The 23,036-nt window shown below is 57.6% G+C and carries 20 protein-coding genes, 1 pseudogene and 1 riboswitch; of the genes and pseudogenes, 16 read left to right on the forward strand and 5 right to left on the reverse strand.

Annotated elements, in window-relative coordinates:
- Positions 1 to 65 precede the first annotated feature (65 nt).
- Positions 66 to 461, reverse strand: a complete 396-nt coding sequence (locus GKR98_16780) for a hypothetical protein (protein QMU60149.1) — start codon at positions 459 to 461, stop codon at positions 66 to 68.
- A 132-nt stretch (positions 462 to 593) separates the two neighbouring features.
- Here GKR98_16780 and GKR98_16785 point away from each other — a divergent pair, with 132 nt between their 5' ends.
- Positions 594 to 2,279 (forward strand): NADH-quinone oxidoreductase subunit F, encoded by a 1,686-nt coding sequence (locus GKR98_16785; GenBank protein ID QMU59687.1) that lies wholly within the window; start codon positions 594 to 596, stop codon positions 2,277 to 2,279.
- A 69-nt stretch (positions 2,280 to 2,348) separates the two neighbouring features.
- Here the strand turns inward: GKR98_16785 and GKR98_16790 are convergent, their stop codons facing one another.
- Positions 2,349 to 3,443: a hypothetical protein gene (locus GKR98_16790; protein QMU59688.1), complete on the reverse strand. Its 1,095-nt coding sequence runs from the start codon at positions 3,441 to 3,443 to the stop codon at positions 2,349 to 2,351.
- Between the two features lie 104 nt (positions 3,444 to 3,547).
- On the opposite strand from GKR98_16790, the gene ftsY reads away from it, so the two are divergent.
- The 4 genes from ftsY to GKR98_16810 all read left to right on the forward strand — a co-directional run bounded on the left by ftsY (position 3,548) and on the right by GKR98_16810 (position 7,408).
- Positions 3,548 to 4,897 carry a signal recognition particle-docking protein FtsY gene (gene ftsY, locus GKR98_16795; protein ID QMU59689.1) on the forward strand — a complete coding sequence of 450 codons (1,350 nt, stop codon included), beginning with the start codon at positions 3,548 to 3,550 and terminating at the stop codon, positions 4,895 to 4,897.
- Complete coding sequence (locus GKR98_16800) at positions 4,894 to 5,805, forward strand: hypothetical protein (protein ID QMU59690.1); 912 nt, start codon at positions 4,894 to 4,896, stop codon at positions 5,803 to 5,805. The genes ftsY and GKR98_16800 overlap by 4 nt, the downstream gene beginning before the upstream one ends.
- Entirely contained in the window at positions 5,802 to 6,701 is a 900-nt protein-coding gene (locus GKR98_16805; protein QMU59691.1) for an EamA family transporter, read from the forward strand. The genes GKR98_16800 and GKR98_16805 overlap by 4 nt, the downstream gene beginning before the upstream one ends.
- A gap of 107 nt (positions 6,702 to 6,808) precedes the next feature.
- Positions 6,809 to 7,408 (forward strand): septation protein A, encoded by a 600-nt coding sequence (locus tag GKR98_16810; protein ID QMU59692.1) that lies wholly within the window; start codon positions 6,809 to 6,811, stop codon positions 7,406 to 7,408.
- Here GKR98_16810 and GKR98_16815 read toward each other — a convergent pair.
- On the reverse strand, positions 7,405 to 8,475 hold the full coding sequence (locus tag GKR98_16815) for a hydrocarbon oxygenase (GenBank protein ID QMU60150.1): 1,071 nt from the start codon (positions 8,473 to 8,475) through the stop codon (positions 7,405 to 7,407). The genes GKR98_16810 and GKR98_16815 overlap by 4 nt on opposite strands.
- Before the next feature lie 32 nt (positions 8,476 to 8,507).
- Entirely contained in the window at positions 8,508 to 9,542 is a 1,035-nt protein-coding gene (locus GKR98_16820) for a hypothetical protein (GenBank protein ID QMU59693.1), read from the reverse strand.
- A 126-nt stretch (positions 9,543 to 9,668) separates the two neighbouring features.
- Positions 9,669 to 9,747, forward strand: a riboswitch (SAM riboswitch).
- Between the two features lie 52 nt (positions 9,748 to 9,799).
- Between GKR98_16820 and metZ the strand changes: the two genes are divergently transcribed.
- From metZ to GKR98_16850, 6 genes are read left to right on the forward strand one after another with little or no spacing between them, the layout of a single operon-like run.
- A complete protein-coding gene (gene metZ, locus GKR98_16825) occupies positions 9,800 to 10,981 on the forward strand; it encodes an O-succinylhomoserine sulfhydrylase (GenBank protein ID QMU59694.1) in 1,182 nt (393 codons plus the stop codon).
- Entirely contained in the window at positions 10,981 to 11,574 is a 594-nt protein-coding gene (locus GKR98_16830; protein ID QMU59695.1) for a GNAT family N-acetyltransferase, read from the forward strand. The genes metZ and GKR98_16830 overlap by 1 nt, the downstream gene beginning before the upstream one ends.
- Positions 11,571 to 12,305 carry a glutamine amidotransferase gene (locus GKR98_16835; protein QMU59696.1) on the forward strand — a complete coding sequence of 245 codons (735 nt, stop codon included), beginning with the start codon at positions 11,571 to 11,573 and terminating at the stop codon, positions 12,303 to 12,305. The genes GKR98_16830 and GKR98_16835 overlap by 4 nt, the downstream gene beginning before the upstream one ends.
- A 56-nt stretch (positions 12,306 to 12,361) precedes the next feature.
- On the forward strand, positions 12,362 to 12,949 hold the full coding sequence (locus GKR98_16840; protein QMU59697.1) for a hypothetical protein: 588 nt from the start codon (positions 12,362 to 12,364) through the stop codon (positions 12,947 to 12,949).
- A 28-nt stretch (positions 12,950 to 12,977) separates the two neighbouring features.
- A complete protein-coding gene (locus GKR98_16845; GenBank protein QMU59698.1) occupies positions 12,978 to 14,429 on the forward strand; it encodes a potassium transporter TrkH in 1,452 nt (483 codons plus the stop codon).
- A 29-nt stretch (positions 14,430 to 14,458) separates the two neighbouring features.
- Complete coding sequence (locus GKR98_16850; GenBank protein QMU60151.1) at positions 14,459 to 16,018, forward strand: acetolactate synthase isozyme1 large subunit; 1,560 nt, start codon at positions 14,459 to 14,461, stop codon at positions 16,016 to 16,018.
- 79 nt (positions 16,019 to 16,097) lie between these two features.
- Here GKR98_16850 and GKR98_16855 read toward each other — a convergent pair.
- Positions 16,098 to 17,771 (reverse strand): annotated as a pseudogene (locus tag GKR98_16855) (peptidoglycan-binding protein).
- 174 nt (positions 17,772 to 17,945) lie between these two features.
- Between GKR98_16855 and GKR98_16860 the strand changes: the two are divergent.
- Genes GKR98_16860 through GKR98_16880 form a run of 5 tightly spaced genes read left to right on the forward strand, consistent with a single transcriptional unit; the run spans position 17,946 to position 22,723 of the window.
- A complete protein-coding gene (locus GKR98_16860) occupies positions 17,946 to 18,872 on the forward strand; it encodes a glycine--tRNA ligase subunit alpha (protein QMU59699.1) in 927 nt (308 codons plus the stop codon).
- Positions 18,869 to 19,570, forward strand: coding sequence for an FkbM family methyltransferase (locus GKR98_16865; protein ID QMU59700.1), 702 nt, complete (start codon positions 18,869 to 18,871; stop codon positions 19,568 to 19,570). The genes GKR98_16860 and GKR98_16865 overlap by 4 nt, the downstream gene beginning before the upstream one ends.
- Positions 19,567 to 19,938 (forward strand): hypothetical protein, encoded by a 372-nt coding sequence (locus GKR98_16870; GenBank protein ID QMU59701.1) that lies wholly within the window; start codon positions 19,567 to 19,569, stop codon positions 19,936 to 19,938. Before GKR98_16865 ends, GKR98_16870 begins: the two co-directional genes overlap by 4 nt.
- Positions 19,935 to 20,465, forward strand: coding sequence for a histidine kinase (locus tag GKR98_16875; protein ID QMU59702.1), 531 nt, complete (start codon positions 19,935 to 19,937; stop codon positions 20,463 to 20,465). The genes GKR98_16870 and GKR98_16875 overlap by 4 nt, the downstream gene beginning before the upstream one ends.
- Positions 20,465 to 22,723, forward strand: coding sequence for a glycine--tRNA ligase subunit beta (locus GKR98_16880; protein ID QMU59703.1), 2,259 nt, complete (start codon positions 20,465 to 20,467; stop codon positions 22,721 to 22,723). The genes GKR98_16875 and GKR98_16880 overlap by 1 nt, the downstream gene beginning before the upstream one ends.
- The last annotated feature ends 313 nt before the right edge of the window (positions 22,724 to 23,036 follow it).

Genomic DNA, 23,036 nt, shown 5'->3' on the forward strand with positions numbered 1-23,036 from the left:
CTTCGGAGGCGATCCGCCGGGGGCGTTGCCCCCGGGACCCCCAAAGTATTTTCAGACAGAAGAAGTCAGACCCCGATCTCGGGACCGAGACAATACAAAGGCTCGCTTTGGCGATCTGTTTCGTAGAGTTCAGTTGCACCCGGATCATTCTCAAATCGAGCCATGATCCTTCCGTCATTCAGAAAGAAGGACCAGCACTGCGGGCCTTCGATGGTTTCGTAGATAAAGCAGATCAGATCGCCTGAGACATACCATTCGCCGTCTTCGCAGATCCCATCAAGAAAAGACCAGCGCACTTGGCGGTTCGGCAGATATTTTTCTGCTCCAAAGGTACGTCCCATTGACGAATATAACAGGGTTTGCCCGGTGACGATGGCCTCGAATTCCTCAGGGGACAGGGCACGGTCCTGTGCCCCGACGGGTTGGGCCAGTGCAATCAGGAGAAGACAGAAGTTTCGCATCGGAAAGACATTGCCATGCCACAGGAAAATGACCAATGGGTGATGCGAAAATTCGCGCTTTTTGGTCGGTTTTCGCCTGTTTCTTGCTGTCCGTCCGTTTAGGATGCGCGCAACTAAGCAAAGGTGGCGGGCATGGCGCTGGACGACAAAAAAGGTGTTTGGAAATCGGGAAAGGGACGGGGGCGCAAAACGCCTAAGGGTCGTCAGGTCACCGATGAAGCGCTGTCAGATATTCAGGCACTTTTGGGAAATGCCCCCCGGCGCAGTGATTTGCTGATCGAATTTCTGCATCTTATTCAGGACAAATACGGCCATCTGAGCGCTGCTCATTTGCGCGCTTTGGCTGAGCAGATGCGGATGAGCCAGGCAGAAGTCTATGAGGTCGCAACCTTTTATGCCCATTTCGACGTGGTCAAAGAGGATGAGACACCTCCGCCCGCACTGACCATTCGGGTTTGCGATAGTCTGTCATGCGAATTGGCGGGCGCCCAGGCGCTGCAATCAGCGCTGGAAGCGGGAACTGATCCGGCTGAGGTTCGCGTCGTTCGGGCACCCTGCATGGGGCGGTGTGACACGGCGCCGGTCATTGAACTTGGCCACAAGCACGTAGATCACGCCACGCCAGAGAGCGTGTTGGCTGCTGTCGCTGCCAAGGATACCCACGCTGTCATCCCGGACAATGAAGATCTGGCGGCCTATCAGGCAGCCGGTGGTTATCAAGTGCTGGCTGACTTGCGGGCAAATGGTGACTGGGAAGCCGTGCAATCGAAAGTCGCCGAAAGCGGATTGCGCGGATTGGGCGGTGCCGGTTTCCCATCGGGCCGAAAATGGGGCTTTGTGCGGTCCTACGAAGGACCGCGTTTGATGGCCGTCAATGGAGACGAGGGTGAACCCGGCACCTTCAAGGACCGCTACTATTTGGAACGCACCCCGCATTTGATGCTGGAAGGCATGCTCATCGCCGCATGGGCCGTTGAGGCCGAACGGGTCTACATCTACATGCGCGATGAATACCCTGCTGTTCTGCATATCCTTGCTAAAGAGATTGCAGCATTGGAAGCCGCCGGGCTTGCAGCGCCGGGCTTCATCGAACTTCGTCGCGGTGCAGGTGCTTATATCTGCGGCGAAGAAAGCGCGATGATCGAAAGCATCGAAGGTAAACGCGGTCTTCCGCGCCATCGCCCACCCTATGTTGCTGAAAACGGCATCTTTGGCCGCCCGACGCTGGTTCACAACGTCGAGACCCTGCACTGGATCGCCCGGGTTCTGCGCGAAGGCCCTGAAATTCTGAGCGGAGTCGAAAAGAACGGGCGCAAGGGTCTGCGCAGCTATTCGATTTCGGGTCGCGTGACCAACCCGGGCGTTTACCTTTTGCCTGCCGGATCGACGATCACCGATCTGATCGAGGCGTCGGGCGGCATGGCGGAAGGTCATGTGTTTAAGGCTTACCAACCGGGCGGACCATCCGCCGGACTTTTGCCAGCGTCGATCAACGACGTTCCGATGGATTTTGACACATTGCAACCGCTTGGAACCTTTATCGGTTCGGCGGCGGTTGTGATCCTGTCGGATCAAGACAGTGCCAAAGATGCGGCGTTGAACATGCTTCGGTTCTTCGAAGACGAAAGCTGCGGGCAGTGCACACCTTGCCGCGTGGGCTGCGAGAAAGCGGTGAAACTGATGCAGGCCGAGACATGGGATCAGGATTTGCTGGAAGATCTCTGCGTGGCTATGGGCGATGCCTCGATCTGCGGACTGGGGCAGGCGGCACCGAACCCTATCCGACTGACGATAAAGCACTTCCCGGACGAAGTTTGATCCAAAGACGCGCTACCGCGCACTTTGAATTCTGCCAGTTGTAAGGGCGACGTAAATTTGCGTCGCCTTTTACTCTTTAAGCAGTGATTTGATCCGTCCACTGTCAGGTTTGCACATTCTTAGGGCAATTTTGCCGGGGCACTGACCCAGGTTGTTTTCATGGGCGGCGTTGGCACCGCGATATAGCAGATTTTCCACAACCAAGGCCCGCCCGGCCCGGATCGCATCGAATAATGGCGTTTCACCTTTCACGTCGGTGGCTTCAAGATTGGCTCCGGTTTCAATCAACACCGCAATCGTGGACAGAAATCCAGCCTGTGCCGCGCGATGAAGCGCGGTTTTGCCCTTGTGGTCGCGGATATTCACTTCGGCTCCCTGTGCCAGCAGATCGCGCACTGCCTCTGCATTGTCAGTGGCATTGTGATTGCCGCGGCACATCTCGACGATGGGCGGAAATCCATGGCGGTCAGCGGCGTTGATGTCTGTCGTAAAGCCGTATTCTTTCAAAAAGGGCGCCCATTTCGGATCGCGCGCAACATCATTGGCGTCGCCAGGGCGCGGGCGTGCACCGGCTTTGAACAACATCCGGGCAATAGCATCGCTTTCCAGATCAAAGCTCATATACATCAGGCGTCCGCCATCGGTGACCGCATCCGCGCCGTGGTTCAGAAGAAACTCGGCGACCTCGGCCTGGCCCCCGGCAACTGCATAATGCAGCGGCCTATAGCCTTCGGGCGGGTAGAAAGCGATATTCACGACACGCGGTTTATTCACAATCGCAGGGCCCAGATAGGCCATGTCGCCCAGGAAACAGGCGGTATCAAAGCTCATCTTTGCGCCGGCAGCGCGCAGCATGGCGGCCGCCTTGTCACGACCGTGATGCATCGCAATACAGAGCGGCGTCACCTCGACTTTGGTGTCCCGATAGTATCCACCGCGGGCTTCCAGATCGGCACCTGCACCAATCAGATACTCCAGCGTGTCCAGTTTACCTTTGTGCGCGGCCTCCCACAAAACAGTGCGACCGTGGGGCCCGATTGCACTCAGAAACCCAGGCTTGGCCTCAATATAGACCCTGAGAGCATCGGTTTTACCGGTTGCCGCCGCAGGCAGAACGATCTTCAAAAGGTCGCTGGATTGCCCGCTCAGGGGTTTGATCGTCACGGTAACACCCTCTCAATTTCACCTTTCAGGACCTAATTCAGCCTGTGGTGCTTCCATCTGCCAATTTTTCACCCTAAATCGTAGCGAAGCTTAAAGGCAGCGTCATGGCATTCTTCCAAAAACTTAAAGACCGGTTGTTCAAATCCTCGTCAAAGATCGACGAAGGCCTGGATGCAATAGTCGAGGACGGAGGTGTTGAAGAAAAGGCTGTTGCCGACACATCGCCGACTGAGGAAAGCCAGCCGGCAGAGGAACCTGCGGTTGACACACCGCCGCAAGCCGAAATCCTCCCAGAGCCAGAGCCAGAGCCAGAGCCAGAGCCAGAGCCAGAGCCAGAGCCAGAGCCAGAGCCAGAGCCAGAGCCAGAGCCAGAGCCAGAGCCAGAGCCAGAGCCAGAGCCAGAGCCAGAGCCAGAGCCAGAGCCAGAGCCAGAGCCAGTCCCGGATCAGGTCCGGGAACCGCAGGGCTTGGAACCGCAAGTTGAGGAATTGCATGCGCAGCGGGCTGAACCCGTCCCGGCCCCCGAGCCGGGACCTCCTGCCGTTGCACCGACACAGGCTGCGCCAAAGCCGGGCCTGATTGGCCGTCTTCTTGGACGGGGCGAGGCCAAAACCGTGGTCCGGCGCGAGCTAGACGACGATATGCTGGAACGGATCGAAGAACTGCTGATCAGCGCCGATATTGGCGTCGAAACCTCAATGCGCGTCGCCGCCAACATGGCCGAGGGACGCTTTGGGCGGAAATTCTCAACGGATGAGTTGAAAGAGATCATGGCCAGCGAAGTCGCCCGCATCATGGAGCCCGTCGCAAAGCCGATGCCGATTTACCAGAAACGCCCGCAGGTGGTGCTGGTCGTGGGTGTGAACGGCTCGGGCAAAACAACGACCATCGGCAAGCTCGCGAGTCAGTTCAAGGCCGCTGGAAAATCCGTTGTGATTGCCGCAGGCGATACATTCCGCGCCGCTGCTGTCGAGCAACTGCAGGTCTGGGGTGAACGCGCTGGCGTGCCCGTGATGACCGCGCCCGAAGGCTCGGACCCGGCTAGTCTGGCATTTGACGCCATGACGCGGGCCGAAGCCGATGGCGCGGATCTGTTGATGATCGATACTGCCGGTCGGCTGCAAAATCGCGCTGATTTGATGGAAGAATTGGCCAAAATCGTTCGTGTGATCCGCAAGAAAGACCCCGACGCGCCGCATAACACCCTGCTGGTTCTTGATGCAACAACGGGCCAGAACGCTTTGAATCAAGTCGATATTTTTAAACAGATTGCCGATGTTTCAGGTTTGGTAATGACCAAACTTGACGGCACCGCAAAAGGCGGCGTGCTGGTGGCACTGGCGGATAAGTTCGGCCTGCCAATTCACGCCATCGGGGTCGGCGAACAAATCGATGATTTGCAGGCATTTGATCCTGCCGAGTTTGCCGCTGCATTAACCGGGGCCGAGGTGTGAAGCACCTTTTCGCCATTGCTTGCATTGCTTGCCCCGGCGTCGCCAGCGCCGACTGCCTGTCAGAAAGCACCCTGGCGCTTCAAACTATCGAACGGTCGGGCTACGGCATCGTTTCTGAAGGTGCTTTGAGCGAAGACAATGGTGGTTGTCATCTGACCAGACTGGTTCTGGAACAAACATCTCTGCTCATTGATGTAGAAGAGATTGCCTGGACTTTATCAGGGCAAGAGGCATTCACCACCGGAAATGGCACTCTGGCTCTGACACTTGCTGTCGAAAACGCGCGGTTGATCCCAAATGTGTCTGATCCATGGGTCAATTACATGCTGAACCAGCAAAACCGCCGAAACCTGATCGACGCTGACTTGGATCTGTCCTGGGACCTTGCGGCCGGTACATTCAATCTGAACGCCCTCGATGTTGATTTGCCCGGCGAAAATCATTTCTCGATGTCATCGCTGACCAAAGGCATGACCGCGGACCTACTGTCTGGCAACATGGCTTCGCTTGCGCTCATTACGCTGCACGAGCTGTCACTGGAGGTAACCAATACCGGGTTTGCAGACGGGCTGATCCTTGGCATGGCCGTTGGGCGATTTTCTGGCGTGCCGGGCGCACCCGAAACAGTTGTTGAGGCCACGAAGGAAGAAGTGTCTTCCGTGGTCAGAGCACTGCCTAAGTCATTTGTTGATGAAGCAAGCGTCACGGCATTGTTGGCATTGATCGCGGATGCGCCAGTTCCGTGGGGCACATTGAAGATGGAACTTAAGGCGCCGGGCGGCATCGGTTCAGACAATCTTTTCGGGCTGGCCATGTCGCACGATCCGACCGCGCCAGAGGCTATAGAACAGGCATTTCAAGGCACAAAAGTTAAAGTTACATTTGATGCCCTTCCGGATCCCGAGTGAGTGAATGGCTGATATCGCTGGAGGGCACCGAGGCCGGTAAGCAAGTGGCCTTGATGCTGGCTTTGTCGGCGGCTTTTCTGCATGCGCTTTTAGGCGCGCTCCAGAAGGGGCGCTACGATCCCTTCACCACCAGAACGGCGATTGATGGTTCGTATGCACTCATGGCGCTGCCGTTTGCTATTTTCGTTGTGCCCTGGCCCGAGCCGGATATCTGGCATCTCTTTGCCGTCGCCTGGGCCATCCACGTCGCCTACAAAGTGTTGCAGGCCACCGCCTATACCTATGGTGCCTATACCGTCGTTTACCCGGTCGTGCGCGGCACCGGGCCGGTGTTTACCGTTATCGGTGCAGGGATTTTGTTTGGTGAGGTTTTTTCGGGCCTTCAGTGGCTTGGGGTTTCGGCGCTGGCCGCCGGTATTCTGAGGCTGGCTGTCTACAACCTGCGACACATCACCGACGACCGCGCAAGGTTGCCAATGGCCTTGGGGCTGGCAGTGATGACGGGCGGTGTTGTCGCCCTTTATACCACCTGGGACGCCTTCGTTATCCGGGCCACCGCTGATCCGCTGACGTTCATCGCCTGGTTCTTCTTTTTGGATGGGCTGGCCTTTCCCATTGCTTATCTGGCGTGGAACAAGGGGCAGGTTCCGCGCCCGATTGCGCCATTATTGCGTTTGGGTGTCTTTGGCGCGGTTATCGCCATTCTGTCTTTTGGCGGCATTATGCTGGCCACCCGGTTGGACAAAGTTGGCGAAGCCGCAGTGTTGCGGGAAACTTCTGTGATTTTTGCGGCCCTGATTGCTTATTTGTTTTGGGGCGAGAAAGTCGGACCTCGTCGGCTTTCACTGATGGCACTGATTGCAGCGGGTGCCGTGTTGGTCGAGATGGGTGGATAGGCGGGGCTCTGCCCCAGCCGCCTTTGGCGTCTTCCCCGGGATATTTTTGGGCCAATAATGAACAGATCGACATTGAATGACCGCGCTCTGGTCGTTAGGTGACCGGGATGGAAGAAAAGACCCTGAACCCGATCGTCAAACAGGTGCTGGAACTTGGCCCGCCCCTGATGTTCTTTGCCGCCTATCTGATGATGCGCGATCAGACCTATGTCATCGGGGGCACAGAATATGATGGGTTCATCGTCGCAGCCGGGGTATTTGTTCCGATCCTGCTTTGCAGTATAGCGGTTTTGTGGAAGCTGACCGGTAAGTTGAGCCGCATGCAGGTGTTCACAGCCGTCATGGTCGTTGTCTTTGGCGGGCTGACAGTGTGGTTCAACGACGAGCGGTTTTTCAAGCTGAAAACCACTTTGGTTTATGGGCTGTTTGCAGTGATCCTTGGCATCGGTCTGGCGCAGGGGCGGTCCTATCTGGCCTGGGTCATGTCCGAGTTTTTGCCGATGAAGGATGAGGGCTGGATGATCCTGACCTGGCGACTGACCCTGTTTTTTGCCGGTCTTGCGTTCGCCAACGAAATTGTCTGGCGCACGATGTCCACGGATGCCTGGGTCAAGATCGAGACTTTTGGATTTCCGGCCCTGATGTTCGTATTCTTGTGGTCGCAGATAATGGCCCTGCAAAAGTATCTGATCGAAGAAACCGATTAGACCGCAAAGGGTTTAAGGCGGCTGACCTCGTCGCGGTAAGGCGTCGCACCTTCTGGTAGGGGCGGAATGATCACGGCGTCTTCATATTTCAACTGCTTCCAGAGAACTGGCAACAGCCGTCGAAACGCGGCAAATATCGATGGATCGGGCGGCGGCAATTCTGCTTTTAGATGCTCATGCAATGCGGGCAGGTGATAGTAGGGTACCATCGTGAACATGTGGTGCTCGATGTGATAATTCATATTCAGGTAAATGAACCGACTGATCGGGTTCATCAGAACCGTGCGCGTGTTCAACCGGTGATCCGTGACATTCTCGGCCAGTCCAAGGTGTTGCAGCAGCCCGGTCATGACGTGATGCCATGCACCATAAAGGCGGGGTAAACCGACCAGCATCAAGGGCAGAATGCTGCCCCACCAGATCGCGGTGCCAATCACGGACGCATAGATTACCAACCAAATGCGGGCGACCAGAAACACCCGGCCATGATCCTGGCTGCGAATATATGTCGCTTCTTGGGGATCAATATATCCGGCCGCATGCCGGAACATCCGCGCGCCAAGTGTCCAGACATCGATTACCCCGAATAGGTTCAACGCCACACGCCCCAGGTCGGGCGGGCGCATGGCCACAATCTCGGGGTCGCGGCCAACGATAATGGTATCGGTATGATGTCGCACGTGGCTGGCGCGCCAGACGGTTGGTGCGCGCATCAGCATGAAGCTGGCAATGTGATAAACGACCGAGTTCATCCAAGATGTTTTGAACGCGGTCTTGTGCCCGCATTCGTGCCAGCGGGAATCCGAGGCCGAACCATAAAGAACCCCGTAAATCGCCCAGAACGGGGCGGACCACCACGATGGCCAAAGCGCAATGGCGACCGCTGCCGACACTACCATTGTGCCAAGCCACAAAAGCGTGTCCCGCAGGGCGATAGCGTCGGATTTCTGGCTGAGGGCGCGAATTGTCGCCGGGTCAACTTTGGGGCGAAACCAGGCTGGGTTCGCGAGCCCGGCCTCAACTGCCTGTTGGCCTGTCTCGCCGGTCAGGGAGTAATCTTTCACCATGGGCAAAACGCTAGACTGCGCCTGATGGGTCGTCAACGCTGCGGGTCTGGCCAGGTATCGCTCAGCCGATAGCCCTCGGGCCAAGGATCATCGGGGTCCAGCATGTGCTGATGGGTGCCAGTAATCCAGCCGCGCCCGCTGATTTCCGGGATGATAGCGGGCAGATCGCCAACGGTGGTGACATCTGCGATCCGGCCCTGAAACTCGGACCCGATGATTGACCGTGCCGTAAAGCTGTCGCCTACTGCCATCTTTCCTTTGGCATGCATTAGCGCCATGTGCGCGGATACGGCGGTGCCAGTGGGCGAGCGATCAATCTTACCTGGCTGAATGGCGACAGCCTGCGTTGCGGCCAAACTACTGCCGTTACGGGTCACAGAACCTGCAAACAGACAGAACGAGAAGTGGCGCCAATCCGGGTTGGTTGGATGATGAAATGTTAGCTGCGAATTGGCGGCATTGGTAATCCGTACACCCAAATCTGCCAGCGAACGGGCCTCTATCTGATCCAGGGACAGTCCCAACGTATCGGCATCGACAACCACAAAACTGTCACCCCAAAAGGCGGTATCGACAACCAGATCGCCCAGGCCCGCCACGTCCAGCCCGACACCAATTTCGCCTGCGAACGACGGCAGGTTCTGGACCGTGATCCGTTCGGCTTTGCCGCCGCGACAATCGGCGCGCACACGCACCAAACCACCTGGGGCTTCCAACACCATCTCGGTCACCGGTTCAGCCATGGCAATGATCCCGGCATCTAGCAATACAGTGGCAACGCAGATCGAGTTTGACCCGGACATTGGCGGTGTGTCCTCGGGCTCCATAATGATAAAGCCCATATCTGCATCGGGGTGTTTCGGCGGCACTAAAAGGTTCACGTGGCGAAAGACCCCTCCGCGCGGTTCGTTCAGCATGAAATTCCGCAACACAGCGTCGCGTGCGATCCAACTACGTTGGTCCCACAGGGTTTCGCCCGGCGGCGGTTCAACACCATCGACAATAACGTCACCCACCTCGCCTTCGGCGTGACAGGAAACGACGTGAATCGTTTTCGAACTTCGCAAGGAAACTCCGTTTTGTAACAGCAGTTAACCGATCCATGCACAGTGCCATGGGGGACTACAAGGGTTGTAATTGTGGCCGTTGAGGCAACCCAAACCCTTGACGCTTCTCCTGACTGGATGTAGCCACCCCCTCATCGTGGCGATTTGTTCACCGGATTGCGGGCCACGTTAAATAAACCGCTAAAGAGGTCAGGGACGTATCCAACGCCCCCGGCGCTCCGCGGTGGGGGCTTTTTATTTGGAAAGGAGGCGTCCCCATGTCTGAGAATTGGAAAACACGGACCCGTATGGTTCACGAGGGTATCCGGCGCAGCCAATACGGCGAAGTCGCTGAACCCATCTTTCTGACCCAGGGCTTTGTCTATGACAGCGCCGAACAGGCCGCACAGCGGTTTGATACACCGGGCGAGGACGAATTTATCTATGCGCGCTACGGCAACCCAACGGTGCGCATGTTCGAAGAACGTATTGCCGCGCTTGAAGGGGCTGAGGACGCCTTTGCGACTGCCAGCGGCATGGCTGCCGTCAATGCGGCGCTCACTTCTATACTGAAAGCGGGCGACCACGTCGTCTCGGCGCGCGCATTGTTCGGCTCCTGTCTTTACATCCTCGAAGATGTGCTGACCCGCTACGGCGTCGACGTCACTTTCGTTGATGGCACCAACTTGGACGAATGGCGCGCGGCCATGCGCCCGGACACCAAAGCGGTGTTCCTGGAAACCATGTCGAACCCGACGCTCGAAGTGATTGATCTTAAGTCCGTCGCCGAGATCGCGCATTCCGTTGGCGCGACCGTCGTTGTCGACAATGTCTTTGCCACCCCCGTTTTCAGCCGCGCGTTGGACCTTGGCGCCGATGTCGTGGTCTATTCGGCGACCAAACACATCGACGGTCAGGGCAGGGTGCTTGGCGGGGTCATCCTCGGCACCAAGGAGTTTATTCGCAAAACTGTCGAGCCCTACTTAAAGCACACCGGTGGCGCGATGAGCCCGTTTACGGCATGGCTTCTGGTCAAGGGCCTCGAAACCCTCGACCTCCGCGTGCGGGCGCAAGCCGACGGCGCAATGGCTCTGGCCGAAGCATTGGAACATGACGACCGCCTCAGCCGCGTCGTCTATCCCGGCCTGAAATCCCACGCGCAATACGACATCGCGAAAGAGCAGCTCGAACGCGGCGGTACCGTCATCGCGCTGGAAATCAAAGGCGGGCAGGCGGCGGCGTTCAAGTTCCTGAATGCGCTCCAGATCATCGTGATTTCGAACAACCTCGGCGACGCCAAGTCGATCATCACCCACCCCACAACCACCACGCACCAGCGTCTGACCGACGAACAGCGTGCCGAACTTGGGATAACCCCCGGCCTCGTGCGTCTCAGCGTGGGCATCGAAGACCCTGAAGACCTGATCGCCGACATCATGCAGGCATTGGAAGCGGGCTAATGGGCATAACCGTATGCCTTCGGCAGCCGCTGGGTTCGCCAGACCAAACCGGGATACGCCATAGTGCGCGTGAATCCTCCCGGAAGGTCGCGCACGACAATAAAGCCGACGTCGTGATCCGGCCAATGGAGCCGGACGAAGGCGATGCGCTGGGCAAGGTGTTTTATCACGCGGTGCGCGACGGCGCGGCGCGGGCCTATTCCGAAGAACAAAGGGCGGCGTGGGCCTATGAGGCCCCATCGGGCCCAAAGTGGAATGCCCGACTGTCCGATCAATCTACGGTCGTCGCTGAGATTGACAGGCGCGTCGTCGGTTTCATGACACTCCATCTGAAAACCGGCCACCTCGATCTCGCGTTCATCTTGGCAGAGGCACAGGGGCAAGGCGTATCTGATGCACTTTACATAGTGCTTGAGAACCAGGCCCGTACCGCAGGTCTAAAGCGCATGACCAGTGACGCCAGCCACCTCGCCAAACCATTCTTCCTGCGGCACGGATGGCGCATCTTGGGGTCGCGAATCGCTGAACGAAGTGGTGTGACCCTTCAGAACTGGCAGATGGAGAAGGCACTGGTCGCGGGTATAGCAACATGAAGCCCTTCCTGATCCTGCAATTGCGCCCCGAAGACGAGGCCTCCGACGGAGAGTTCCGCGCATTCCTCGAAAAAGGAAAGCTGGACGAGGCACGCACGAAACGCATCCGTTTGGAACGCGATCCGCTGCCAGGCGACCTCAATCTCGACGACTATGCTGGCATCATCGTCGGCGGTGGCCCCGGTTGTGTCAGCGATGCGCCCGACCAGAAATCACGCGACGAAGCCCGCGCCGAAGCCGCTATCATGTCGCTGATGCCCAAGATCACCGCCCGCGACATGCCGTTCATGGGTTGCTGCTACGGCATTGGCATCCTTGCCCACCATCTTGGCGGCGACGTGTCCAAGGCTCAATACGGCGAAGACGTCGGCCCGGTTTCCTGTGATGTCACGCCCGAAGGCACAACCGACCCACTCCTCGCCGACCTGCCGACAACCTTTAACACCTTCGTTGGCCACAAAGAGGCGGTTCAGGTGCTTCCCCCCGGCGCAACCCACCTCATGTCTTCCGGCCCTTGCCCGTTCCAGATGTTGCGCTACGGCCAAAACGTCTACGCCACGCAATTCCACCCCGAAGCCGACGGCGAGGTCTTCGCCGACCGTATCCGTATTTACCGCGACCGGGGCTATTTCCCACCCGAAGAAGCCGACGCCCTGACCCAACTTTGCGCCGAAGCCGACGTCGAAATCCCCAAAACCATCCTACAACGGTTTATCACTCGCTACAGCTAACGCGACCCTTCCGTGCCCGACCCGGGAACCTTATAACCTCGGGCGAAAGGACCACCATGTCAGCAACCTGGACCTGTGATTGCGGCGAAACATCCGCAACGATCCCTACCAAAGGCACTGGCCGCGCCGTCTGCTATTGCCGCGATTGTCAGGCTTTCGCACTTCTCGCCGCCGATGGCCGCAGCCTCGATGCGGCAGGTGGCTCTGACCTGATCCTGACCACTCCCGGCGCCGTCACCATCACAAAGGGCGACGAGAACCTGAGATGCCTGCGCCTATCCGACAAAGGCCCGATCCGCTGGTATACCGCCTGCTGTGGCGCACCGATGTCCAATGTCCTCGGCAATCCCAAACTTCCCTACGCCTCGCTCACCACCCGCGGCTTCAAGGATCAATCCAAATTCGGGCCCGTGAGACTGCGCACCAACCGCAAAGAGGCAACCCAACGCGTCACGCAGCCCAAAGGCAGCCTTCCACGCACAATCTTAAGCGTCATTCGGCGCGGCCTGACTTCCCGCATAACCGGCAAATACCGAACCTCGCCCTTCTTCAACCCCGACGGCAAACCATCAAGCGACATCCGCAGCCCCACTGCCGAAGAACGCGCCCGCATCTATCCTACCGAAGACAACCAGTTGACTTGACCCAACGGTCAGGACAAGGCTCGCACACATGATCGACATTCGCCCTGTGGGATATGTTATCGGCCTTTTGGTGGCCGCGCTGGGCGCTACGATGCTGGTGCCGATGCTGGTCGACATTCAAGACGCCAACGGCCACGGCAACGCATTCCTTGGATCAGCTATAATTACTGTCGTCGTCGGTGGTCTGATTGCATTGGCATGCGCCAATGGGGCCGGGGGGCGGCTGACGATCCAGCAAACGTTCCTTTTGACATCGGGTGTTTGGCTGGCACTGCCGATCTTTGGGGCAATTCCGTTCCTTCAAGCCCCAATCAGCGCAAGCGTTACTGACGCCGTTTTCGAAGCGATGTCAGGTTTGACGACCACCGGATCGACCGTATTTTCTAGGCTGGAGTCCATGCCGCGCGGACTGCTCCTGTGGCGCTCTATGCTGCAATGGTTCGGTGGGATCGGAATTATCGTGGTTGCCATGGTGTTTTTGCCAGAGCTTCGCGTCGGTGGAATGCAAATATTCCGCTCCGAGGCTTTTGACGCTGGCGGCAAGGTTCTGCCTCGCGCGGCAGAAATCGCCTCGCGGATTTCTATTGTCTACGCGTTACTGACGGCCTTTTGTACGGCGGGTTATATGGCTGTCGGATTGCAGCTTTTCGACGCCGTTAACCATGCGATGACGACCATTGCGACTGGCGGATTTTCCACATTTGACTCGTCATTTGCAGCCTTCACTGGCGCTGCCTCCTATGTCGCAATCATATTTATGATCCTGGCAAGCCTTCCGTTCGTGCGATACGTCCAGTTACTTGCCGGAACCTCACAACCTCTTTGGCGTGACAGTCAGATCAGGGCGTTTCTGGCGGCTCTTTTTCTAATCGTCGCGCTTGTTGCAGGCTTTCGCATGCTGGCCGGTAATGCGGGCGGCATAGAGCCGAACCTGCGTGAAAGCCTGTTCAACGTCACGTCGATCATGACTGGAACCGGATACGCCAGCACCGATTATCAACTTTGGGGAGGATTTCCGATGATCGTGATTTTCTTCGCGGGGCTTGTCGGTGGTTGTGCTGGTTCAACATGCTGTTCCGTGAAGGTGTTTCGCTATCAACTGCTGTTCACAGCGATATTTGCGCAGATACGCCGCATTCACTCGCCCCACGGAATTTTTCAGGTCAAATACGAAGGCCGCACCGTTTCCGAGGATGTCATTTCGTCCGTCATGGCGTTCTTTACCGTATTTATTGTCTCGATCGGCATTCTGTCAGTGATGCTCGGTGCGACCGGTCTGGATTTCGTCACGTCCCTTAGTGGTGCAGCGACTGCAATTGCCAACGTCGGGCCAGGTCTTGGTCCCGAGATTGGTCCAACTGGCAATTTTGCTGACCTGAACGATCCGGCAAAATGGATGCTGTCGGCGGGTATGTTAATCGGGCGGCTGGAGCTTTTGGCAGTTCTGGTCATCTTCACCCTTCGGTTTTGGCGCGGCTGATGGCCCGATTGGGTGTAGAAATTTCCGCGATGCTTGCAAGTCGCGGTGTTGATACGATCTTTGGCATCCCGGGCGTCCATAACGTTGAACTCTATCGCGGTATTGAAGAGGCCGGCCTTGCTCATGTGCTTGCCCGACATGAACAAGGTGCAGGTTTCATGGCCGACGGCTATGCCCGTGCCTCGGGGAGGCCAGGCGTAGCCTACGTCATCAGTGGTCCGGGCCTGACAAATATAATGACGCCACTGGGGCAGGCGTATTCTGACAGCGTGCCAGTTCTGGTCATTGCCAGTTGCCTCGACGATACCGAAACCTATCGTGGCCAATTGCACCAGATGCGCGATCAGGCGGGTGCGGCGCGCGCCGCCGCTGAATGGAGCGAAACAGCCGAAGACGATGATCAGGCGTTCGCGATGATTGACAGCGCGCTGGCCAGTTTTTCGCAGGGCCGCTCGCGCCCCAAAGTCATGCACGTTCCGATCAATGCATTGGGCAACGAGGCATCGTTGTTTCCAGCTTTCATGTCGCAGCAATCCAGTTCGCCAAGACCGCCGGATGTTGCCGAGGTCGCACGGCTAATCCGCCAATCTCGGCGTCCGATGTTCATTTTTGGTGGTGGTGCCAAATGCCCGAACAACCCCGGACTGCCAGCCGAGGCAATGCAAAAGTCGAGGGCAACGGCCTTCACCACCTTTGCCGGTCGCGGCATTCTGGCCCCGGACACCCCCATGAGCTTTGGTGCCCATCTGGCCCAGATCGACGCAATCGATGTACTGCAAAAAGCCGATCTTTTGATTGCTGTCGGCACCGAATTGGCGGCAGTTGACTTCTACCGCGAGACTTTGGGGCATGATTGCCCTTTGGTGCGCGTCGATGTCGATCCGGAGGTATTGGCAGATGTCTATCAAGCCTCAGTTCGCATCAAATCCGAAAGCGCAGACTTTCTAAGCGCGTTGATCGATCAATTGGGCAATCCGGACACCGACTGGTCCAGGCAGGACGTGGCCGATGCGCGGGCGCGATGGCGTCGTGAACTTGCGGCTTCCCAGCCTGCCATCGTCTCGATCTGTGATGCTCTCAGCCAATCCTTGCCTGATGAGATAATGATCTACTCGGACATGACCCAGTTCGCCTATACGGCCAACGAAATCTGGCAGATGCGCCGCCCCGGCCATTGGCACCATCCTTCGGGATTTGGCACTCTTGGCTACGCTCTGCCCGCCGCCATAGGAGGCATCATTGCCCGAAAGGGCGCGCCGACACTGGCCATCGCAGGTGATTATGGTTTCCAGTATACTCTTCAGGAACTTGGCACCGCAGCAGAGCTGGGGCTGAATCTTCCGATCCTACTGTGGGACAATAGTGGTCTGGCCGCGATCCACGACGCCATGGTTGAAAGCCAGATCGCCCCCACCGCCGTCCAGGCCAAGAATCCAGATTGGTCTTTGTTGGCAAAGGCCTATGAGTGTGAGTTTGCCCAACCTGCATCATTGATCCAACTGAGTGAGTCGATCCATGGGGCCTTCAAAGCGGACAAACCGACGCTAATCCGGGTAACCCCGGAAATCACGAACCCAAACGGTTTGTAAAAGGTCCCGACACCCAGACCTGACTGTCGCAGCCGGAAATTTGGTGAGTTTCCACTTCGATCTCTGCGTCAAAGCCCGCCTAGTTCCAGCAGCTCACCAAAACCGTAATATCCGCTGCCATGATCGCCAGATCTTCCGGCTCCATCGGGCTTTCGGTCACCTGCTCAATGGCCGTCACACCGTTTCTGGCAAGGAACGCCGCCAATACCGGTGCGTCCGCCGCAAATGACACGCCCGCCGGCAGCTGCCGTGCGCCCTCTGGTGCGTCCAGCAGCATACCCATCACAGAGCCGCCACCGTCGAACACCGGACCCCCGGCATCCCCGGGTTCAGCTGCAACATCCAATCGCTGAACCTGCATATTCCCGTCCAGACCTTTCACATCCGCAAACTTCCCATAGGTCAGCGACGGCGCCGACAACAAGCCGCCATAGCTGAAACCCGATACGGCGACTTCTGATTGCAAGCGCGGCTCCTGGGCAGTCAACGCAGCAAATCCGATAGGAGAGACAGCCTGCAAAGGCTGTAATACAGCAAGACCCAAAGAGGGTTCGATTGCGACCACCTTCGCTTCCAGATCGTCCCCCAGGGTAATACGCGCACACGAGTCGACACCCGCTGCGGCCGTCAAGACACTGCCCGCTGCATCGATATAGAAACCCGAACGCGTTTCATCTGCGCGCCTGATCTCCAGCCCGGCAACCAGATCAATACTTTGTTGACCACCCAGCGACTCTGGAAGCACGCCATCAACGGCGCGAAAACTCGCTTGCATTTCGGTCAAAGCTAACCGTTGACGCTTCTCATCATCTGCAGGCCAGATCAGCGTAAACCCTTTGATCCGCTCTCCCTCAAGACGTGCGTATGTATGCGAGGATATTTCACTGCTCTGACCAGTCAGGGTGAAATCATTGCGCCGCAATGCCCGCGTACCATCCAACGGCACAACCTCAAGCGTCTCCATAACCTCGTAAAGCGCGCGCAATGTGCCGCGATCACCTTCCTAGGATATCAGCAAAACCTTGACGCCACTGTCTCCAACAGGCTCGTAATGGGCGAATGGTGGTTCGTATCGGTCAAATCCCACCAATCCGACGGGAAGCGAGATGTCGACCCCTGCGAGGGCATCTGCAACCTGACGCATGTCCAATGCCGCCAGTGCGTCCTGATAAGCACCAACCAACTCACGACGCTGCAATGTGGTCAACACGCCGGTCGGCTCATACCGCCGATCTTCCTGCCATGCCGACATCGCCCGCCGGGTTCCCGGACCGAAAGACGCATCAATGGTCGAGGTATAAAAGCCCTCCCACTTCAGGGCCGTCTGCAACAAGGCGCGGCCGTCGCGGTCCAGTAACCGCTCGCTTGCGCGGGCATCTGAAAGGGTCTCTTCCCCGGCTACCAAAGGCGGCAATGGCTCTGCAGGCTCCGAAATGGCAGCAACTTCATCCTCTGATCCGAAGAAACGGTTGCTGAAATTCGCCCCATCGGACAGAAAACTATCTCCGGGGATCGCACCTTGTCGACGAAGACGACTTAGCTCAAATTCGGCGTCGCTTTCGCTGAATGGGCCCAGGACCACGGCATACCATCCAGAACCAAGACGAAACCCAGTGACATTGTCCAATCGACCAGCGTAAATCTCGGCTCGTTCCCTTGCTATGGCCTCACTTGGGCGCGCCTCAATCTGTACCCAACTCGACTCTTGCGCAGCAGCAATACCGGTCCAAATCACCAGGCACGCCGCTACCATCACCCTTGCAAAAATTTTCATCGTCAATCTGTCCACCAAATCGCCCGTTTTTGAGCGGTTTCACCGTTTGTAACTAGGCCAAAGCCATATGCACGTCAAAACGAACGACCCTTCATTGACCGCCACCGGCCTGTTGCCTATTGAGAACGCGATTTTCGAACCTCAAGGTAAGCCATGTCCGCCCCAGATCGCCCCAGAAGTTTTCAGGAAATTATCCTGCGCCTCCAGACCTATTGGGCGTCCAAAGGCTGCGCTGTGCTGCAACCCTACGACATGGAGGTTGGGGCAGGGACGTTTCACCCGGCAACCACCCTGCGCGCGCTTGGTTCAAAACCCTGGGCTGCGGCCTACGTGCAACCCTCGCGTCGCCCGACAGATGGCCGCTATGGTGAAAACCCGAACCGGCTTCAGCACTACTATCAGTTTCAGGTGCTGATCAAACCATCGCCACCCGATTTGCAGGCGCTCTACCTTGGTTCGCTCGAAGCCATCGGCATCGATATGGACATGCACGATATCCGCTTCGTCGAAGACGATTGGGAAAGCCCGACCTTGGGCGCATGGGGCCTCGGGTGGGAAGTTTGGTGCGACGGCATGGAAGTAAGCCAGTTCACCTATTTCCAGCAGGTCGGCGGTCACGATTGCCGACCCGTTTCGGGCGAATTGACCTATGGGCTGGAGCGTCTGGCAATGTATGTGCTCGGCATCGATCACGTGATGGATATGCCGTTCAACGACCCCGATGCCCCGATTGCCTTGAAATACGGCGATATCTTCAAACAGACCGAGCAGGAATATTCCCGCTGGAACTTCGACGTTGCCGACACGGAAACGCTGCTGAAGCACTTCGAAGATGCCGAAGCCGAGTGCGCCCGTATCCTGGCGGTTGACGAAGTTGATCCCAAAACCGGCAACCGCATCATCATGGCCCATCCGGCCTACGACCAGTGCATCAAGGCGTCCCACGTCTTTAACCTTCTCGATGCCCGCGGCGTGATTTCCGTCACCGAACGCCAGGCCTACATCGGCCGCGTCCGCGCTTTGGCCAAAGCCTGCGCCGACGCCTTTGTGACGACCGAAGCAGGCGGGGCAGCGGCATGACAAGTTACAAAGCCGAAAACCCGTTTCAGGCAATTCTTGAGGCAATAAAAGGCCGTTCTAATCCAATTTCCCGCTCCGCTTGGCGGAAACTCCGGCGGCACTATGCGAAACGCGCCGAAGCTGATTTTCGAATGGCGGCAGACGCACTAAAACCCGGCGATATATGCCTCGACTTGGGCGCGAACGTAGGGAAATTTTCGACGTTGCTTGCTGAAAAAGGCGCAGAAATTCACGCATTTGAGCCGGATCCTTACGCATACAAAATATTGTGCTCGAATGTTAATAAGTTCAAGAATGTGATCCCTCACAACAAAGCGGTGGGCGCGAGTGGCGGAACTCTAAAGCTATTTCGTCATAAGGATTTTGATAAAAATCCCGAGCACTATTCAGTGGCTACGACAGTGGCTCTTGGAAATGTCCGAACTGATATTCATGAGTACGGAGAAGTCGAGGTTGTAGACTTTTTCGAGCTGATAGAGAGCTTTGGCAAGCCGCTTCAGCTTGTTAAAATGGATATCGAAGGAGCGGAGTGGGATATTCTGGATAGATTGTTTGAGGCAAACAGTTGGGACAATCTTCGTGCTCTGTACGTGGAAACTCACGAACATCTGGACACAAACCGCATTGATGACGTTCTAAGATTCCGGAAACTCGCGGATAGTGTGCGAACTTGCGACATAAACTTACACTGGCAATGACGAGTGCAATTATGAGCCTGACCTCCTCAATCCCCGTCCTGCGCGCCGCCGACTACCTGCGCGCCCGCGCGTTCTGGACCGATGCTTTGGGCTTCACTGTCGGCGAAGAAGGCGGAGATCCTGCACGCTTCGGCATTTTCCACCGGGGCGAGGCCACCGTTTTTGTTGACGCTTGGCACGGCGCAGACACCGATCCCAGCCCCGCCTGGCGCGCCTATTTCCACAGCGATGACGTCGATGCACTGGCCGCCGAACTGGCTGGCAAAACCGCCATGGAAGGCCCTACCAACGCCGTCTACGGTATGCGCGAGATCGTCGTAACAGATCCCGATGGCAACCGCCTCTGCTTCGGGATGGACACCCCATGAGCGGAAAGGTCGTCGCCATGTTCTTGATATTGGTCGCCATTTTCGGCGGCGGAGGCATGTATTACCTTCAGGAATACGGTTTTTATGAAGAGGTTCAGGCAACCGGCACCGCCGATGTGCAGATGACGACATTCGCTACCGGCACCGCCGAAGCCATTCTTTATGACAACTTCCAGGCCATCGATGCCGGCAGTTCACCCATCCGCTACCGCGCCTGCTTCACCACGCCCCAATCGCTGGCCATGATGACTGAAACCTACGAGATTTACGACGACGCCATACCCACAAACGCCCCCGGCTGGTTCGACTGTTTCGACGCCACCGCCATCGGCGGTGCCCTCGCATCCGGCGATGCCATCGCGTTCCTGGGCACTGCCAACGTCCTCTACGGCATCGACCGCATCGTCGCCGTCACCACCGACGGGCGCGGCTTCGCCTGGCACCAGATCAACGAATGCGGCGAAACCGTCTTTGACGGCAAACCCGCCCCCGAAGGCTGTCCACCAGCCCCCGAAAGGACCAACTGATGCCTGATCTTCTGATCGAGCTCTTTTCCGAGGAAATCCCCGCCCGCATGCAAACCCGCGCGGCGAACGACCTGAAACGCCTCGTCACCGATGCGCTGGTCGAGGCCGGCCTGACCTACGCCAGCGCCGCCGCCTTCTCGACGCCCCGCCGTCTTGCCCTGACTGTCGAAAGCCTTCTCGCCGACAGCCCCGCCACGCGCGAGGAACGCAAAGGCCCGCGCACCGACGCGCCCGAAAAGGCGCTGGAAGGCTTCCTGCGCTCCACCGGCCTCACCAAAGACCAACTCGAAGCCCGCGACGACAAAAAGGGCCAGGTCTGGTTCGCTGCAATCGAAAAACCTGGCCGCCCCGCCACCGACATCGTTGCCGAAACACTTGAAACCACCATCCGCAACTTTCCCTGGCCGAAATCCATGCGCTGGGGCACCGGGTCCCTGCGCTGGGTCCGACCGCTGCATTCCATCCTCTGCATCCTGACCGATGACGCTGGCGAGGCCACCGTGGTTCCCCTCGACATCGACGGCATCCAATCCGGCGACACCACCCAGGGCCACCGCTTCATGGCCCCCGAAACTTTCGCCGTCACCGGTTTTGAAGACTACGCCGCCAAACTTTCCCGCGCCCACGTCATCCTGGACGCCGAAGACCGCGCAAGCCGCATCTGGCACGACGCCACCCAAATGGCATTCGCCCAAGGCCTGGAAGTTGTTGAAGACAAAGGGTTACTGGCCGAGGTCGCGGGCCTTCTCGAATACCCTGTCGTCCTCATGGGCGCGATTGGGGCCGATTTCCTGGCCCTGCCGCCCGAGGTCCTGCAAACCTCGATGAAGGAACACCAGAAGTTCTTCAGCGTCAAAGACAAGACTAGCAAAATCACCCATTTCGTCACCGTTGCCAATCGCGAGACGGCAGACAACGGTGCCACCATTCTGGCAGGCAATCAAAAGGTTCTGTCCGCCCGCCTTTCGGATGCCAAATTCTTCTGGGAAAACGACCTGCGCATCGCGAACGAGGGCATGCAGCCTTGGCTGGATGCGCTGCAAAACGTCACCTTCCACAACAAACTAGGGTCTCAAGCCGAACGCATCGACCGCATCGCGGCCCTGGCGCGCGAGATAGCGCCGGTTGTCGGAGCCGACCCCGACAAAGCCGAAACCGCCGCGCGGTTGGCCAAGGCGGATCTCTCATCCGAAATGGTCTACGAATTCCCCGAGCTTCAGGGGATCATGGGCGAATACTATGCCCGCGAAGCTGGGCAGGGTGACGATGTCGCCGCCGTCGCCCGCGAGCACTACCAGCCGCTTGGCCCTTCGGATGATGTGCCGACCAATCCGCTTTCGGTGGCTGTTGCACTTGCTGACAAGATCGACACGCTGACCGGGTTCTGGGCGATTGATGAAAAGCCGACGGGATCGAAGGATCCGTTCGCGTTGAGACGGGCGGCCTTGGGACTCATTCGGCTAGTGCTGGAGAGGAATTTTCGCCCAAAAGCACCGTTTAGCATGCTGTTGACCTATGCAATTCTCCAGAATAGCTCGGCTATGACTGAAAGAGAGATGATCGCGCACCAAAAAGAAATCGCAAATATCTTGCATGACTTGGCCACCGAAACAGAGTCTTTTATTCGCGGCATTGCTAGCATCCAAGGCGAAATGGAACACGAAAGCGAGACGGAACTCAGCGGTCCTGAAGAAACGGATTGGCTCTCATTCAAACCCCAAATCCGACTAGCTTTGAACCTCCTCACCTTCATCCACGACCGCCTAAAGGTCTACCTCCGCGACCGCGGTATCCGTCACGATGTCATCGACGCCTCCCTCGCCATGCCCAACTCCGACGATCTGACCCTCCTCTTCAAACGCGCCGAGGCCTTATCTGCTTTCCTCAAAACCGATGACGGCGAGAACCTGCTCCAGGGGTTCAAGCGCGCCCACAACATCCTCAGACAGGCCGAGGACAAAGACGGCGTCGAATATTCCTTCGGACCCGACCCCAAGCTGGCCGAGACCGACGAAGAAAAGGCCCTGTTCGCGGCCCTTGATGCGGCGGAATCCCAGATCACACCCGCCATGCAATCCGAAGACTTCGCCACCGCCATGCAGGCCATGGCATCCTTGCGCGCGCCCATCGACGCCTTTTTTGAGGCGGTTCAGGTCAACGCAGACAGCCAGATCCTGCGCCGCAACCGTCTGAACCTGTTGCACCGCATCAGCGCCACCTGCCTGTCGGTGGCTGACCTGACGCAAATAGAAGGGTAGGAGCGCCGATTTCCTTCTAGGCACCGTTCTAACGCGCTTTGGTTAAAATGGGGTTAGCGCGAGCAAACCACCGTGCGCCCTGTTAACGAATACAGATCCGCCATTCCTGCACCGACGCAATACCGACGTGATACCGACAGCCGAAATTGCCCCAAAACCCCAATTATTAATGGTGATTCGCCCAATTTCGGCAAAACTAACGTCGGTGGACCCGTACGCCCCCACAAGATTTCGTTAGCCATGATGGTCGCGCCCCATCCGCCACGACTGACATGTTAATTGCCGCATCGCAGCGTAAACGCTTGATTGGTCC

This window comes from Boseongicola sp., assembly GCA_014075275.1.
In the GTDB taxonomy this organism is placed as follows: domain Bacteria; phylum Pseudomonadota; class Alphaproteobacteria; order Rhodobacterales; family Rhodobacteraceae.